Annotated in this window: 14 protein-coding genes and 1 pseudogene; 10 read left to right on the top strand and 5 right to left on the bottom strand. The window is 66.6% G+C overall.

The features are described from left to right. Positions 1-12: 12 nt before the first annotated feature. The 3 genes from GM672_RS10490 to yghU form a co-directional block, all read right to left on the bottom strand. Complete coding sequence (locus GM672_RS10490) at positions 13-1,074, bottom strand: UDP-glucose--hexose-1-phosphate uridylyltransferase (RefSeq protein ID WP_155470478.1); 1,062 nt, start codon at positions 1,072-1,074, stop codon at positions 13-15. A 47-nt stretch (positions 1,075-1,121) separates the two neighbouring features. Next, positions 1,122-2,792: a sodium:solute symporter family transporter gene (locus tag GM672_RS10485; RefSeq protein ID WP_155470477.1), complete on the bottom strand. Its 1,671-nt coding sequence runs from the start codon at positions 2,790-2,792 to the stop codon at positions 1,122-1,124. 282 nt (positions 2,793-3,074) lie between these two features. After that, on the bottom strand, positions 3,075-3,932 hold the full coding sequence (yghU, locus tag GM672_RS10480) for a glutathione-dependent disulfide-bond oxidoreductase (RefSeq protein ID WP_155470476.1): 858 nt from the start codon (positions 3,930-3,932) through the stop codon (positions 3,075-3,077). 359 nt (positions 3,933-4,291) lie between these two features. On the opposite strand from yghU, the gene GM672_RS10475 reads away from it, so the two are divergent. Continuing rightward, positions 4,292-4,810 (top strand): GNAT family N-acetyltransferase, encoded by a 519-nt coding sequence (locus GM672_RS10475; RefSeq protein WP_155470475.1) that lies wholly within the window; start codon positions 4,292-4,294, stop codon positions 4,808-4,810. A gap of 110 nt (positions 4,811-4,920) precedes the next feature. Here GM672_RS10475 and GM672_RS10470 read toward each other — a convergent pair whose 3' ends face one another. Next, the gene (locus GM672_RS10470; protein ID WP_155470474.1) at positions 4,921-5,424 is read right to left on the bottom strand and encodes a hypothetical protein; all 504 of its coding nucleotides are present in this window, start codon (positions 5,422-5,424) and stop codon (positions 4,921-4,923) included. Between the two features lie 129 nt (positions 5,425-5,553). Here GM672_RS10470 and GM672_RS10465 point away from each other — a divergent pair, with 129 nt between their 5' ends. Continuing rightward, positions 5,554-6,000: an acyl-CoA thioesterase gene (locus GM672_RS10465; protein ID WP_155470473.1), complete on the top strand. Its 447-nt coding sequence runs from the start codon at positions 5,554-5,556 to the stop codon at positions 5,998-6,000. Here the strand turns inward: GM672_RS10465 and GM672_RS10460 are convergent. Further along, positions 5,961-6,821, bottom strand: coding sequence for a 3-keto-disaccharide hydrolase (locus GM672_RS10460; protein WP_155470472.1), 861 nt, complete (start codon positions 6,819-6,821; stop codon positions 5,961-5,963). The two genes, GM672_RS10465 and GM672_RS10460, sit on opposite strands and share 40 nt — an antisense overlap. Before the next feature lie 220 nt (positions 6,822-7,041). Here GM672_RS10460 and GM672_RS10455 point away from each other — a divergent pair, with 220 nt between their 5' ends. The 8 genes and pseudogenes from GM672_RS10455 (at position 7,042) to GM672_RS10420 (ending at position 15,527) form a co-directional block, all read left to right on the top strand. Then, positions 7,042-7,812, top strand: a complete 771-nt coding sequence (locus GM672_RS10455) for an AraC family transcriptional regulator (protein WP_155470471.1) — start codon at positions 7,042-7,044, stop codon at positions 7,810-7,812. Then, complete coding sequence (locus tag GM672_RS10450) at positions 7,809-8,387, top strand: gluconate 2-dehydrogenase subunit 3 family protein (protein WP_155470470.1); 579 nt, start codon at positions 7,809-7,811, stop codon at positions 8,385-8,387. The genes GM672_RS10455 and GM672_RS10450 overlap by 4 nt, the downstream gene beginning before the upstream one ends. A gap of 7 nt (positions 8,388-8,394) precedes the next feature. Continuing rightward, positions 8,395-10,134: a GMC oxidoreductase gene (locus GM672_RS10445; RefSeq protein WP_155470469.1), complete on the top strand. Its 1,740-nt coding sequence runs from the start codon at positions 8,395-8,397 to the stop codon at positions 10,132-10,134. Between the two features lie 22 nt (positions 10,135-10,156). Beyond that, positions 10,157-10,999 carry a sugar phosphate isomerase/epimerase family protein gene (locus GM672_RS10440; RefSeq protein WP_155470468.1) on the top strand — a complete coding sequence of 281 codons (843 nt, stop codon included), beginning with the start codon at positions 10,157-10,159 and terminating at the stop codon, positions 10,997-10,999. Positions 11,000-11,019: 20 nt separating this feature from the next. Continuing rightward, positions 11,020-12,507 carry a sugar ABC transporter ATP-binding protein gene (locus GM672_RS10435; protein WP_170300009.1) on the top strand — a complete coding sequence of 496 codons (1,488 nt, stop codon included), beginning with the start codon at positions 11,020-11,022 and terminating at the stop codon, positions 12,505-12,507. Next, positions 12,485-13,498: pseudogene (locus GM672_RS10430) on the top strand (ABC transporter permease). The gene GM672_RS10435 and the pseudogene GM672_RS10430 overlap by 23 nt, the downstream one beginning before the upstream one ends. A 24-nt stretch (positions 13,499-13,522) precedes the next feature. Further along, complete coding sequence (locus tag GM672_RS10425; protein WP_155470467.1) at positions 13,523-14,467, top strand: substrate-binding domain-containing protein; 945 nt, start codon at positions 13,523-13,525, stop codon at positions 14,465-14,467. Positions 14,468-14,474: 7 nt separating this feature from the next. Continuing rightward, positions 14,475-15,527: a sugar phosphate isomerase/epimerase family protein gene (locus GM672_RS10420; protein ID WP_155470466.1), complete on the top strand. Its 1,053-nt coding sequence runs from the start codon at positions 14,475-14,477 to the stop codon at positions 15,525-15,527. Positions 15,528-15,529 lie beyond the last annotated feature (2 nt).

Genomic DNA, 15,529 nt, shown 5'->3' with positions numbered 1-15,529 from the left:
TCTGTTTTGCTCTTATTGGCTGGATTGAAGGTAATGGACTTCGGACTGGGCGCGCAGCTGGGCGGCAGCCTGCTCTGGTGTCAGGTCGCGCTGCGACTCGGCCAGCATCTCGAAGCCCACCATGAACTTGCGCACCGACGCGGAACGCAGCAGCGGCGGATAGAAGTGGGCGTGCAGCTGCCAGGCCTGGACATCGTCGCCGCCTGGCGCGGAGCCGTCGTACGGCGCGCCGTGCCAGCCCATCGAGTACGGGAACGAGGTCTGGAACAGGTTGTCGTAGCGCGTCGTCAGGCGCTTCAGGATGACGGCCAGGTCGGCCCGTTGGGGCTGGGTCAGCGCATCGAGGCGCTGCACGGCAAAGCGCGGCAGCAGCAGGGTCTCGAACGGCCAGCCGGCCCAATACGGCACCACGGCCAGCCAGTGCTCCGTCATGACGACGACCCGTTCGCCGTCGGCCGCCTCGCGCTCGGCGTAGTCGAGCAGCAGGTTCGTGCCCCGCTCGGCCAAGTAGGCCTGCTGCTGGCGTTCCTCCGTGGCCGGCTGGTTGGGCAGGAAGCTGGTGGCCCAGATCTGGCCATGCGGGTGGGGATTCGAGCAACCCATCGCAGCGCCTTTGTTCTCGAACACCTGCACCCATGGATAGGTGGCGCCCAGCTCCGCGGCCTGCGCGCACCACGTGTCCACGACGCCTTCGATGGCTTGCTCCGACAGCTGCGGCAGCGACTTGCTGTGATCCGGGGAGAAACAGATCACGCGGCTGGTGCCGCGCACGCTCATGGTCTGGAACAGCGCGTCGCCGTCGCCTTCGGCCGGCGCGGCCGGCGTATCGGGCATGACGGCGGCGAAGTCGTTCTCGAACACGAAGGTGCCCGTGTAATCGGGATTCTTGACGCCATTGATGCGCGTGTTGCCGGCGCACAGGTAGCAGGTAGGGTCGTGCGCGGGCTTGACGGACGTATCCGGCGCCTCCTGGGCGCCCTGCCACGGGCGCTTGCTGCGGTGCGGCGACACCAGCACCCATTCACCCGTCAGCGGGTTGAGGCGGCGGTGCGGATGGTCTGAGGGGTTGAACATGCTTCTCCTTCTGAATCTCGGACAGTAAAAAGTCGAATGGGATTACCTTACCACCAGACGCCGTAAATCGCCGCCAGCATGACGCAGATCAACGCCGAGCCCGCCGCGAAGCCGCCATCGACCCGGAACAGCCGGCGCTCGACGATCATGCGCTTGACGCTGCCGTCGGCCTTGCCGAACTTGCTGATCAGCACCATGCCTGCGACGACGACCCAGAACACGATGAACATGCGGTCCAGGAAAGGAATCTCGTAGACCCCCGTGCCGTTGTCGGCGGCGAAGCCGATCGGGGCCAGGAAGGACAGGTCCATCATGCCAGGCAGGAACTTCAGGAAGATCGAGAACACGAGCCCGCCGATGGTGGCGAACATGGCGGCCGCGGCCGTCGTCTCGCGCCAGAAGAAGCCCAGCAGGAACATGGCCAGGATGCCGGGCGACACGAAGCCCGTGTATTCCTGGATGTAGGCAAAGCCGCCCTTCTTGTCGATGCCCATCAGCGGGGCGATCAGCACGGCAATGGCGATGGCGATGACGACCGTCACGCGGCCGATCCACACCATGCGCTGTTCGCTCGCTTCCTTGTTGAAGTGCTGGCGGTAGATGTCGAGCGTGAAGATGGTGGCGATGCTGTTGGCCTTGCCGGCCAGCGAGGCGACGACGGCCGCCGTCAGGGCGGCGAACGCGACACCTTTCAGGCCGGACGGCAGCAGTGCCAGCAGGGTCGGGTACGCGCGGTCAGGGTTGACTTCGCCACCTGGACGCATGGCATCGCCCAGGGTGCCGGACTTGTCCAGCGCATAAGCGGCAATGCCTGGCAGCACGACGATAACGGGCATTAACAGCTTCAGGAAGGCCGCGAACAGCAGGCCCTTGCGGGCCGTATGCAGGTCCGCGCCCAGCGCGCGCTGCGTGATGTACTGGTTGCAGCCCCAATAGTTCAGGTTGACGATCCACATGCCGCCGATCAGGGTGGACAGGCCCGGCAGGTCCATGTAGTTGGGATTGCCCCGGTCGAGCACCATGTCGAAGTGGCCGCCGGCGCGCTTCATCAGCTCGCTGGCACCGACGATGGCGCCCTGCCCGCCCGACAGCGCGGCCACCAGGTCCAGCGCGATCCACGTCGTCACGAGCCCGCCCACGACCAGGCACAGCACCTGGATCACGTCCGTATAGCCGATGACCTTCATGCCGCCCAGCGTGATGATGGCGGCAAACACGGCCAGGAACACCATGCAGGCGAACACGTTCAGACCGGCCACGCTGGAAATGGCCAGCGCGCCCAGGTACAGGATCGACGTCAGGTTGACCACCACATACAGGCCCAGCCAGAACAGCGCCATCGTCGTCGCCACGGCCTTGCCGTAGCGCTGCTCGAGGAACTGCGGCATCGTGTAGATGCGGTTTTTCAGGTACACGGGCATGAAGAACACGGCCACGATGACGAGCGTGGCGGCCGCCATCAGCTCGTAGACGGCAATGGCCATGCCGATGCGGTAGCCCGAGCCGCTCATGCCGATGAACTGCTCGGCCGAGATATTCGACGCGATCAGGGAGGCGCCGATGGCCCACCACGTCAGCGACCCTTCGGCGAGGAAGTAGTCGTGCGAGGCCTGGCCGGACGTGCTCTTTTTCTTGCGGTAGATCCATAGTCCATAACCGGCGACGATCAGGAAATACACCAGGAAGACAACGGTATCGAGGGTGGAGAAGGTAGTCATCGGAAGTTTGAATGTCTCTGTAACGGCGAGCGGGTATAGGTTCCCGCCCTGAAGGCCCCATCGCGCCGCCGATGCAAGGCGAGCGCGCACGCGCGGTCCGGCCGTTGACCGAACCATTGCGATAGCGCTAACTATAACGCAAGATTACATTTAAGACACAAAAAAAGTCGGATTCGCTACAGAAGGGGCCGGGCGACGAGTGCCGCCGGGAAGCGTTGCCCAAAAAATGGGGACAGACCCCATTTTTTGAGCAAGATTACTGCGATGGAAGTATCGATAGCGCTATCCCTGGGCGGGCTGGTCGAAGTCGGCGGCGTCGTGCCGCTCGGCCAGCTGCTCGTCCGGGTTGCCGAAGGTGCGGTTGACGCGCCGGCCCCGCTGGACAGCCGGGCGTGCGGCGATCTCGTCGGCCCAGCGGCGCACGTGGCGGTAGTCGTCGACGGACAGGAACTTGCCCGCCGAGTACAGCTCACCCCGTACCATGCCGCCGTACCACGGCCAGGTCGCCATGTCGGCAATGGTGTAGTCAGCACCGGCGACGAAGCGCTGCTCAGCCAGCTGGCGGTCCAGCACGTCGAGCTGGCGCTTCGTTTCCATCGCATAGCGATTGATGGCGTATTCCAGCTTCTCCGGCGCGTAGGCATAGAAATGCCCGAAGCCGCCGCCGACGAAGGGGGCTGAGCCCATCTGCCAGAACAGCCAGTTCAGGGTCTCCGTGCGGGCCCGCGTCTCCGTCGGCAGGAAGGCGCCGAATTTTTCGGCCAGGTAGACGAGGATGGAACCGGACTCGAACACGCGCAGCGGCGCGTCGCCGCTGCGGTCGACCAGGGCCGGGATCTTCGAATTGGGATTGATGCCGACAAAGCCGCTGCCGAACTGTTCGCCTTCCGTGATGCGGACCAGCCAGGCGTCATACTCGGCGCCCGCATGGCCCAGGGCCAGCAGCTCTTCCAGCATGATCGTTACCTTGACGCCGTTCGGCGTACCCAGGGAATACAGTTGCAGCGGATGTTTGCCGACCGGCAGTTCACGTTCGTGCGTCGATCCGGCGATGGGCCGGTTGATGTTGCCGAAGGTGCCGCCGCTGCTGGCAGGCGGACTCCAGACCTCGGGCGGGACGTAATTCGATACTTCCGTCATCAAGATTCTCCTGTAGGGGTTCAGCAAATCATTGTAGCGAAGGACGCCAACGCGCGCTTGCCACCCCGTCGGAAGGACCTTCCTACACCGCCCGGAAAACCCGGGGACAGTCCCCGGCAATTCCTACACCGGCCGGAAAATTCGGGGACAGTCCCCGTAGATTCCGGCACCCCTCGGAAAATTCGGGCCCGCGGTGGGCGCTGATCGAGTTGACCGCGAACCAGGGAATGCCGCAACCCGGAGCTGGTGACGTCCTGCAGCTTGTCCGGCGACAACCAAGCTCGTACACTGAGTCATACCGATCGTTCGCTACCGGCCAGAAACGGACGGCAACCAATCAATGAAAGGATGCATTTCTCATGAATGACGCCCTGACGATTTTCGTGCCCCGCCTTCACACAGACCGGCTGACGCTTCGGGAATATCGTGTCGAAGACTTCGCATTATTCGCGGAGCACCTGTCGAATGCTGAAAGCTCGGCGTATCTGGGCGCTGCGGACCGTCAGACCGCCTGGCGCATCTTCAATTCACAGGCCGGAGCATGGCTCCTGAACCGGGCCGGCTGGTGGACGGTAGAGGACCGGCACAGCGGCCAGGTGGTGGGCAGCGTGGGCGCCTTCTTTCGCTGCGACTCGACTGTGATGGAGATGGGGTGGAATACCTATCGACCATTCTGGGGAAAAGGCATCGCGAACGAAGCGGCGGCGGCAGTCCTGAAGTATGCGTTCGAGGTCCGGCGTGAGCCGAAGGTCCGGGCATTGGTTGATTCCGGCAATGAATCGTCGCGTCGTGTTGCCGAGCGCCTGGGCATGAGGTACGAAATGAAAACCGAGCTGAACGGCAAGGAAATCAATAGTTATATGCGCGAGCATCCCTGAGCCATGAAGCGGCTGCGATCGGCAATATGCACGACAACCCCGCCGATCCCGGGGCAGCCCCGGAATCGTTCAAACGGTGCGGCGCGGCGATGCCCCCGCCAGGGGCCAGGCTAGTTCAGCGCCAGGCTTTTTTCGTCCGCCGCGCGGTGCCACGTGGGCCAGCGGCTGTCGTTCGACAGCGCCAGGGTCAGCGCCTTGATCACTTCTTCCTTCGCTTCCAGGCGCACGCGCCAGCTGGCGTCGGCGGCCTGGCGGGCGCTCTTTTCGAGTTTGGCGATGCGTTCCAGCAGTGCCATGCGCTGTTCGGCGGCGGCCAGCTGGGCGCGCAGCTGGGCCACCTCGAGCGCCGCGCCGGCGGGTGGCTCTGGCGGCGTGTCCTGCACCTGGCGCAGCACGGCGTGGATGGCATTGTGCGTGGCCCTGGGCGAAGCGCCGGGTCCGCCCTCGGGCGCGCCGATGGCGCCGTAGCAGCGGGCCAGGTCGGCCGAATCGATCTTCAGCGCGCCATCGGCGGTGAAGACTTTCTCCAGCCGGCCCTTTTCCAGGTCGCGGTAGATGGATGCGCGGCTGCGCCGTGCCAGCCGCGCCGCTTCGGTTACGGTCAGAAGTGCCATGTGTTCGGATTGCCCTGTCGCCTGCAAAGCGCGCAATGATGGCCGCTGCTTGCCAGTTCGTCAAGGGCGACCGCGCCCCCGCAGGCCGTCCACGCTACAATTGGGCCTTTGCGCACCAACGGAGCCGCCTTGAACTGGGACACCCCAAGCCCGCACATCCTGCCCGTCCGCCCGGCCGCCGGCGATATCGACGGCCTGCAGCACACCAATAACGCCGTCTACGTGCGCTGGTGCGAGCTGGCCGGCTGGTCCCATTCCGAGGCGCTGGGCCTTGACCTGGCCGACTACCAGCGCCTGGACCGCGCCATGGCGATCCAGCGCGCGGAATATGACTACCTGCTGCCCACCGGCGCCGGCGACGAACTGCTGCTGGGGACGTGGCTGTGCGCCACCGACGGCCGCCTGGCAATGGAGCGCCGTTTCCAGCTGCTGCGCGCCGCCGACGGCGCCACCGTCATGCGCGGGCGCTGGCAGCTGGTCTGCATCGACATCGCCAGCGGCAAGCCGCGCCGCATGCCGCCGGAATTCTGCGCGGCCTACCTGCCGGCCGTCGTGACGGCGCCCGCCGCCGATTGAGCCGCGGCGGGGCCGTCCAGTTTGCGCACCTGGATATTGCGGTAGAAGGTCTCGGCCCCTTCCGACTGGATCGAGAACTTCCCGCGCGCCAGCGGCACCGTCTTGCCGTCCACGGTCTGGCGTGAATTTTCCGCCCGCAGCACCTCGTGGCCGTTGACGATATGGATGAGCGTCCTGCCGTCGGCGATGACTTCCATCGTGTTCCACTGGCCTGAGGCCTTCTCGAAATTGCCCCGCTTGAGGATGCGGGCGGCGATATTCGTGCGCAGCGGCAGCGCCGGATCGTAGCGGTAGAACTTCCAGTCGCCCTGGTTGGCGTCGCCCACGTGGGCGTCGACCGTCACTCCATCGAGGCTGTGGTAGTCGCCACAGTCGCCTTCCTGTATCTGGAATTCGTGGCTGCGCATCCAGTGCCCGCTTTGCGCGTCGGCCGGACCGACGGCGTAGTACAGCAAACCGCTGTCGCGCGGCGCGTCCAGTCGCGGCGCCCACTTCCTCGTGCCCCAGCGGACCTCGAACTTCAGGTGAAAGTTTTCGTACTCGCCCGTCGTCGTCACGGCGCCCCACTCCTCGCCCGAGACCCGCAAGCTGCCGTCCACCACGGAAAACACGCCTTTCGGATCGACACCGGCGCCCCGCACGGACGTCGGCCACTTCATATTGTCCGACGTGGGCTGCATGCTGACCCACGTCGTCCAGCCTGTCAGGTCGCGGCCGTTGAACAGCGTCTGCCAGGGATTTTCGGCCGCATGCAGCGGCGCGCACAGCGCCAGCATCGTGGCCAGCAGGCCGAGGCGTCGGATCGGGTTGGGTGTCGTCATGGGTGTCTCTGATCGTGGATGGTAGCGCAATCTTACAACTGCCCGGCGCGCCGGGATAGCATGAATTGGGCGCAATGCACGGGACCCCTGGCTGGCGTGCCCGCTGTCCCGGCTTGCCGCCGTCCTTGCCGAATTCCTTATAAAAATCTCCGATTTCCTGACACTTCCGAACTTAACTGAATGCTACTATCGCCCCATAACAATACGGGGACTAGACACCATGGACACCATCGTGTTCGACGGGGACGATTGCGCGGGTTTTTTCGCCGAACACGGCATCCCGACGCCCAGTGCGCTGTTCGACAGCCTGCTCGATACCTACTATTTCGCCAAGAACCGCGCCGGCCAGTTCGTCTGGGGCAACCGGCTGCTGCAGGAGCAGCACGCGCTGGCCGACGTGCGCGACATCCTGGGCAAGACCGACCACGATTTCCTGCGGCGCGATCTGGCCGACCGCATCCGCGCCGACGACCTGTCCGTGATGGACCGGGGACTGGCCGTGCGCAACAAGCTCGAAGTGATCGGCGGCGAGAACGGCGCGCTGACGTGGCTCTTCACCACCAAGGCGCCGATCCGCGACCGGCACGGCAAGGTCGTCGGCATCGAAGGCTTTTCGCGCGATGCCCAGCGTTCGCACGACATCATGGCGCCCTTCCACCAGTTCCGTGCCTGCCTCGAATACGTGCAGCAGCACCTGACGGAGAACATCGCCATCGACCACCTGGCCAGGCTGTCCTGCATGTCGCTGTCGACCTTCGAGCGCAAGTTCAAGCAGCATTTCTCGATGACGCCGAAGCAGTACATCCTGCACCTGAAGGTGCACGAGGCCTGCCGCCTGCTGCCCCAGGCGAACAATATCGCCCGCGTGGCGCTGGAGACGGGTTTCGGCGGCCAGAGCTACTTCACGAAACAGTTCCGCACCGTCGTCGGCATCACGCCGAAGCAGTACCAGCGCTCGCTGGCGGCGGGACGTGCCGGCATGGCCGCATGATGGTACCGGCCGACGATACGCTGTCGCCTTCGCGCCGCGCCGCCCTGTTGCAACTGGGCGCGCTGTGCGGCCTGGCCCTGTCGGGCGACGTGCTGGCCGCCGTGGCCGGATCCCGCAAGGCCGGCCCACCCTTGCTGCTGACACCCACGGAACTGGCGCTGACGGGCGTGCTCGCCGAACTGATCATCCCCCGTACGGACACCCCGGGCGCGCTGGCCGTGGGCGCGCACCGCACCATCGATCACCTGCTGCACGCCTGTTCGACGGCGGCGCATCAAGGCCAGTTCCGGGCCGGCCTGGCGCGCATCGACGCCGTGGCGCAGGCTCACGCCGGCAAGGGCTTCGCCGCCCTGACGCCGACGCGCCAGGCGGCGCTGCTGCATCGGCTCGATGCCGGCGCCGAGCCGTTCACTGCCGCCGACCGCGAGTTCTTCCGCCAGCTGAAGGGCCACGTGACGTTCGCCTATTACACGTCCGAGGCGGGCGCTTCGCGCGAGTTGGCTTACCTGCCCGTCCCTGGCGGTTTTACGGGCAGGATCAAGGTTACCCCGGCCACCCGCGCCTGGGCCATCTGAGGAACACATGGAACCCATATCGTCGTTCTACATCAAGGAAAGCGCCGAACGCTTCGACGCCATCGTCGTCGGCTCCGGCATCACGGGCGGCTGGGCCGCGAAGGAACTGACGGAACGGGGCCTGAAGACCTTGATGGTCGAGCGCGGACGGCCGGTCGAACATGGCGTCGACTACGTCGGCGAGAACCGAGACCCGTGGACCATGCCGAACCGGGGCATGGTCGATGCCACGGAGGCGGCGGAACAGTTCTTCAACCAGCGGCTGTGCTACGCCTTCGACGAGCATACCAAGCAGTTCTTCAACAACGACCGCGACATGCCGTATTCGACCCCCGAGGGCCGGCCGTTCAGCTGGATACGGGGCAACCAGCTGGGCGGCAAGTCGCTGATGTGGGCGCGCCAGTCCTACCGCTGGAGCGACCTCGATTTCGAGGCCAACCTGAAGGACGGCCATGGCGTGGACTGGCCGATCCGCTATGCCGACCTGGCGCCGTGGTACAGCCACGTCGAGCGCCACGTCGGCATCAGCGGGGGCAGCGAGGGCCTGGCCGTGCTGCCGGACGGCGAATTCCTGCCCGCCTTCGATTTCAACGCGGTCGAACTGGCGTTGAAGCAGAAATTCGATGCCCGCTTCGCGCCGGCGAAAATGATCATGGGCCGCACCGCCAACCTGCGCACGCCGTCCGACGCGCACCTGGCCCAGGGCCGGGGCCAGTGCCAGGCGCGCCACCAGTGCCAGCGCGGCTGCTCGTTCGGCGCCTATTTCTCCACGCAGAGCTCGACCCTGCCGGCGGCAGTCAAGACGGGACGTTTGCGCATCGCCACCGACGCCATCGTGCACAGCGTGCTGTACGACCCGGCCACGAACCGGGCCACGGGCGTGCGCGTGATCGACGCCAAGACCATGGCCACGCGCGAGTATCACGCCAAGGTGGTCGTGCTGTGCGCCTCGACCCTGGCATCGACGGCGATCCTGCTCAATTCCACGTCGGCTGCCTTCCCCACGGGACTGGCCAATTCCTCCGGCGCGCTGGGCCATTACCTGACGGACCACCTGTTCGGTGCCGGCGCCCACGGTCGCGTGGAAGGCTTCGAGGACGATTACTACCAGGGCCGCCGGCCGACGGCGCCGTACATTCCCCGCTTCCGCAACGTGCTGGAGCAGCACCCCCGCTTCCTGCGCGGCTACGCACTGTCCGGCGGCGCCGGGCGCGACGGTTGGCAGTCGGCGGCGTGGAAGCCGGGCTTCGGCAAAGACTTCAAGGCCATGCTGAGAAAGCCCGGCCCCTGGCATTTCTCGCTGGGCGGCCAGGGCGAGATGCTGCCCCGCTACGAGAACATGGTTTCCCTGCATCCGACCCGCAAGGACAAATGGGGCATGCCGCTGCTGCATATCGACTGCAGCTACTCCGACAACGACCGGCGCATGCTGGAAGATATCGCCGACACGGCGGCCACCATTCTCGAGGAGCTGGGCGTAAAGGACGTCAAGAAGCATGTCAGGACCTTGGACGAATGGCCACCCGGCCTGGCCATCCACGAAATGGGCACGGCGCGCATGGGGCGCGACCCGAAGACTTCCGTGCTGAACGGCTGGAACCAGGCCCATGACGTGCCGAACCTGTTCGTCACGGACGGCGCGGCGATGGCCTCCGGCGCGTGGCAGAACCCGTCGCTGACCTTCATGGCACTGACGGCGCGGGCCTGCGCCCATGTGGCCGAGGAACTCAAGGCGGGCAGGATTTGATTCGAACGGAGACGGAGACGCAATGAAGAAGACTTTAGCGCTGGCCTGGCTGATGCTGGCGGCCGCCACCACCCATGCGGCACCGGCCGCCCCGCGCCTGGGCGTGCAGCTGTGGTCCGTCAAGGACGAGATCCGGCAGGACTTCAAGGGTACGCTGGCGAAGATCGGCCAGCTGGGCTTCCAGGGCGTGGAGTTCGCCGGCGAATTCGGACCGTACAAGGACGACCCGGGGGGCCTGAAGGCTTTCCTCGACGGGCAAGGCCTGCGCTGTGCCGGCGCCCATCTGGGCTTCGACGCCCTGGCCGACGCGCGCTTCGAGGCCACGACGGCGTTCTACAAGACGCTGGGCTGCACCAACCTGATCATCGCCATGGACAAGCGCGGCGCCAGCACGGCGGGCAGCGCCGCGATGAGCAAGGAACTCACCGCGCTGGCGGCTCGCCTGGCCGGCAAGGGCATGCGCATCGGCTACCACAACCACGCCGAGGAATTCGCCGGCAAGGTCGGTGAGACGCCGTGGGACGTCATCGCGCGCGGCACGCCGGCCGCCGCCATCCTGCAGCAGGACGTGGGCTGGACGACGTATGCCGGCAAGGACCCGGCGGCCTACGTGCGGCGCTACCCGGGCCGCACCGTCAGCACCCACTACAAGGCCAAGTTCGCGGCCGGCACCAGCGGCACGCCCATCATCGGCCAGGACCGCACCGACTGGGCCGGCCTGACCCGCGCCGTGCGCCAGGAAGGCGGCACCGACTGGATCATCATCGAGCAGGAGGAATACCCGAACGGCATGGGCCAGCTGGAAGCCGTGGCCGCGTCGCTGAAGGGACTGCAGGCCGTCCTGGCCACGCTTCCTGCCCAGTAACAGTCGATGGAGCATTCAGTGTGAGCCTGTCCGTGCGTTTTCACCATATCGTCAAGGAGTTCGGCCCCGTGCGCGTGCTGCATGGGGTGGACTTCGGGCTCGAGGCCGGCCGCGTGGTCGGGCTGCTGGGCGAGAACGGCGCCGGCAAGTCGACCTTGATGAAGATCCTGGCCGGGCATGAGCGCCCGACGGGGGGCCAGTTGCTGATCGACGGCGTCGAACGGCACTTCGCCGGCCCGCGCGAGGCCGAGGCGCTGGGCATCGCGCTGATCCACCAGGAATTCAACCTGGCCGAGCACCTGACGGTGGCGCAGAACATCTTCCTGGGCCACGAAAAGCGGCGCGGCTGGCTGCTGGACAAGCGCGCGATGGCGCGGGAAGCGGCCGCCTGCCTGCAACTGGTGGGGCTGGACATCGATCCCGACACGCCCGTGTCGAGCCTGATCGTGGCCGAGAAGCAGCTGGTCGAAATCGCCAAGGCCCTGTCGCGCAAGGCGCGCCTGCTGATCATGGACGAGCCGACGGCCAGCCTGTCGGCGGGCGAGACGGGCCGGCTGTTCGCGCTGATGGCGCGCCTGAGAAGCGAAGGCGTCACCATCGTCTATATCTCCCACAAGCTCGACGAGATGGAAGCGCAGACGGACGAAGTGGTCGTCATGCGTGACGGGAAGTTCGTCGCTCGCGCCGCGACGGCCGATGTCGACCGGCGCCAGATGGCGAACCTGATGGTGGGCCGGGATGTAGCGGACATGTTCCCACCCAGGAGCCCCCCGCCGCACGACGCGCCGGAACTGCTGCGCGTATCGAACCTGACGGTGCCGGGCTGGGTGCAGGACCTGGGCTTTGCCGTGCGTGCCGGCGAAATCCTCGGCTTCGCAGGGCTGGTCGGCGCGGGCCGCACGGAAGCGTTCGAGGGCTTGATCGGGCTGCGACCCCGCAGCGACGGCACTGTCGATATCTGCGGCCAGCGCGCCGACATCCGCAGCCCGCGCGACGCCATGCGCCACGGCCTGGCCTACCTCAGCGAAGACCGCAAGGGCAAGGGCCTGCACGTGGGCCTGGGCTTGCGCGAGAACCTGACGATGATGACCCTGGAACGGGACGGCCCCTGGCTGGACGTGAAGGCCGGACGCGCCGCGCTGGAGCGGGCCATCGCGGACTTCGGCATCCGCCTGCGCGACCCGGACTGCGTGGGCGGCGCCCTGTCCGGCGGTAACCAGCAGAAGCTGGCACTGGCCAAATACCTGCGCACCGATCCCCGGGTCATCGTGCTGGACGAGCCCACGCGCGGCGTCGACGTCGGCGCCAAGCGCGAGATCTATGCGCTGATCCACCGGCTTGCCGCCGAAGGCCGCGCCGTGATCGTCATCTCCTCCGAGCTGATCGAACTGATCGGCCTGTGCCACCGCGTCGCCGTGCTGCACGGCGGGCGCCTGCAGGCCGTGCTCGGGCCGGACCAACTCACCGAAGAAAACCTGATCCGCCATGCCACCAACACCCGCCACTGATTTGTCCGGCAAAGCACCGCTCACGCTGCCCGCGCTGCACCGCCTGCGCGGCATCGGCCCGCCCGTCGCCCTGGTCCTGCTGTGCATCGCCGGCGCCCTGCTCAATCCGGACTTCGCCACCGTCGACAACCTGCTCAACGTGCTGACCCGCACGGCCTTCATCGGCATCATCGCCGTCGGCATGACCTTCGTCATCGTCTCCGGCGGCATCGACCTGTCCGTCGGTTCGCTGGCGGCGCTGATCGCCGGCGTGATGATCGTGGCAATGAATGCGCTGGCCTCAAGCGCCGCGCCGCCCGGGGCGTCGGCCATCATCGCGCTCGGCATCGCGCTGGCACTGGGACTGGGCGCCGCTTCCGGATTGGCGCACGGCCTGCTCGTCACGCACGGACGGATCGAGGCGTTCATCGTGACCCTGGGCACCCTGGGCATTTTCCGCGCCGTGCTGACATGGCTGTCCGACGGCGGCGCACTGACCCTGGACTTCAACCTGTCCGAAGCCTATGGCCCCGTGTACTACGGCAGCTTGCTGGGCGTGCCGGTTCCCGTCTGGGTCTTCGCGCTGGTGGCGCTGGCCGGCGTCGTGATCCTGAACCGCACGGCCTTCGGCCAGCACGTCCAGGCGATCGGCTCGAACGAACAGGTGGCGCGTTACGCCGCCATCCGCGTCGACCGGGTCAAGCTGCTCACCTACCTGCTGCTGGGCGTGTGCGTGGCGCTGGCCACGATCCTGTACGTGCCGCGCCTGGGCTCGGCCACGCCGACCACGGGCATCCTGTGAGAGCTCGAAGCCATTGCCGCCGTCGTCGTGGGCGGCACGTCGCTGCGGGGCGGTTCCGGGCGCATCGTCGGCACCGTCGTCGGTGCCATCCTGCTGTCCGTGATTGGCAATATCCTGAACCTGACCAGCATCATCAGCGTGCACCTGAACGCCGCCGTGCAGGGCGTGGTGATCGTCGCGGTGGCCTACCTGCAGCGCGGCCGCCGCTGAACATTCAATCCAACGAGGACCGACATGCAATTGAAAACACTGGCCGCCTGCCTGCTGGCCTGCGCCGCCACCGGTGCCCTGGCCGCCGAAAAAGTCACGCTGGGCGTGGCCATTCCCACCGCCACCCATGGCTTCACCGGGGGCATCGTGTGGTGGGCCAACCAGGCCAGGCGCGAACTGGAGGCGGCCAACCCGGGCTTGAAGATCATCGTCAAGACGGCCGCCAGCACGCCCGAGCAGGCCAACCAGGTGCAGGACCTGCTGGCCGTGAACCGGATCAATGCGCTGGTGATCCTGCCGCTGGAATCGAGCTCGCTGACGCAGCCCGTGGCGCAGCTGAAGAACAAGGGCGTCTACGTGACGGTGGTCGACCGGGGCCTGGCCAACCCGGCCGCGCAGAATGCCTACGTCGCCGGCGACAACACGGCCTTCGGGCGGCTGCCGGCCGAGTACCTGGCGAAAAAGCTGAACGGCAAGGGCAATCTCGTGATCCTGCGCGGCATGCCCAGCACCATCGACAACGAGCGCGTGACGGCCTTCGAGGCCGAGATGAAGAAACACCCGGGCATCAAGCTGCTGGACGCGAAATACGGCAACTGGAACCGGGACGATGCCTTCAAGGTGATGCAGGACTACCTGACCCGCTTCAAGCAGATCGACGCCGTGTGGGCGGCCGACGACGACATGGCCATCGGCGCCATCAAGGCCATCGGCCAGGCCAGGCGCACCGACATCAAGGAAGTGTTCGGCGGCGCCGGCGCCAAGTTCGCGGTGAAAAAGGTCATCGACGGCGATCCGCTGGTGCAGGCCAATGTGTCGTACTCGCCGAAGTTCATCTACGACGCCATCAGGATGACGGCTAGCGCACGCCTGAAGGGCGAGGCCCTGCCCGCGCGGACCATCATCCCGTCCGTGCTGATCACGCGGGCCAACGCCCAGCAGTTCTACTTCCCCGATTCGCCTTACTGAGCACGCCATGCGGACCATCAAGGGACCGGCCATCTTCCTGGCCCAGTTCATCGGCGACAAGGCGCCGTTCGACACGCTCGAGCACCTGGCCGGCTGGGCCGCCTCGCTGGGCTACCGGGGCATCCAGCTGCCCACCGACAAGCGCCTGTTCGACGTGGACGTGGCGGCCGACAGCCAGGCGTACTGCGACGATATCGCCGGCATGCTGGCCGGCCACGGCCTGGCGATCACGGAACTGTCGACCCACCTGCAGGGGCAGCTGGTGGCCGTGCACCCCGCCTACGACCAGCTGTTCGACGGCTTCGCCCCGGTGCCGCTGCGGGGCGACCCGGCCGCACGCCAGCAGTGGGCAGTAGGCCAGCTGAAGGCGGCCGCCCGGGCCTCGCACCGTCTCGGGCTGGCCACGCACGCCACCTTTTCCGGCGCGCTGGCCTGGCCTTACCTGTATCCATGGCCGCAGCGGCCGGCCGGCCTGGTCGAGGAAGCCTTCGCCGAACTGGCACGGCGCTGGCACCCGATCCTCGATGCCTTCGACGAAGCCGGCGTGGACGTGTGCTACGAGCTGCACCCGGGCGAGGACCTGCATGACGGCGTCAGCTTCGAGCGCTTCCTGAACGCCGTGGGCGGCCACCGCCGCGCCAATATCCTGTACGACCCCAGCCACTTCCTGCTGCAGCAGCTCGACTACCTGCGGTTCATCGACCTTTACCACGCTCGCATCAAGGCCTTCCACGTCAAGGATGCGGAATTCCGCCCGGACGGACGCCAGGGCGTGTACGGCGGCTACGGCAGCTGGCTGGAACGTGCCGGCCGTTTCCGCTCGCCCGGCGACGGCCAGATCGACTTCACCGCCATCTTCTCGAAGCTGGCGCAGTATGATTACGCCGGCTGGGCCGTGCTCGAATGGGAGTGCTGCCTGAAACACCCCGAAGCCGGCGCGCGCGAGGGCGCGGAGTTCATCGGGCGGCACATCATCCGCGTGGCCGACCGGGCCTTCGACGATTTTGCCGGCAGCGGCGTGGACGGGGCGGCGCTGCGCCAGCTGATGGGAATTCAATAGGA

Source organism: Pseudoduganella buxea, from assembly GCF_009720835.1.
In the GTDB taxonomy this organism is placed as follows: Bacteria; Pseudomonadota; Gammaproteobacteria; order Burkholderiales; family Burkholderiaceae_D; genus Rugamonas; species Rugamonas buxea.
This window is presented reverse-complemented; position numbering and strand designations above follow the sequence as displayed.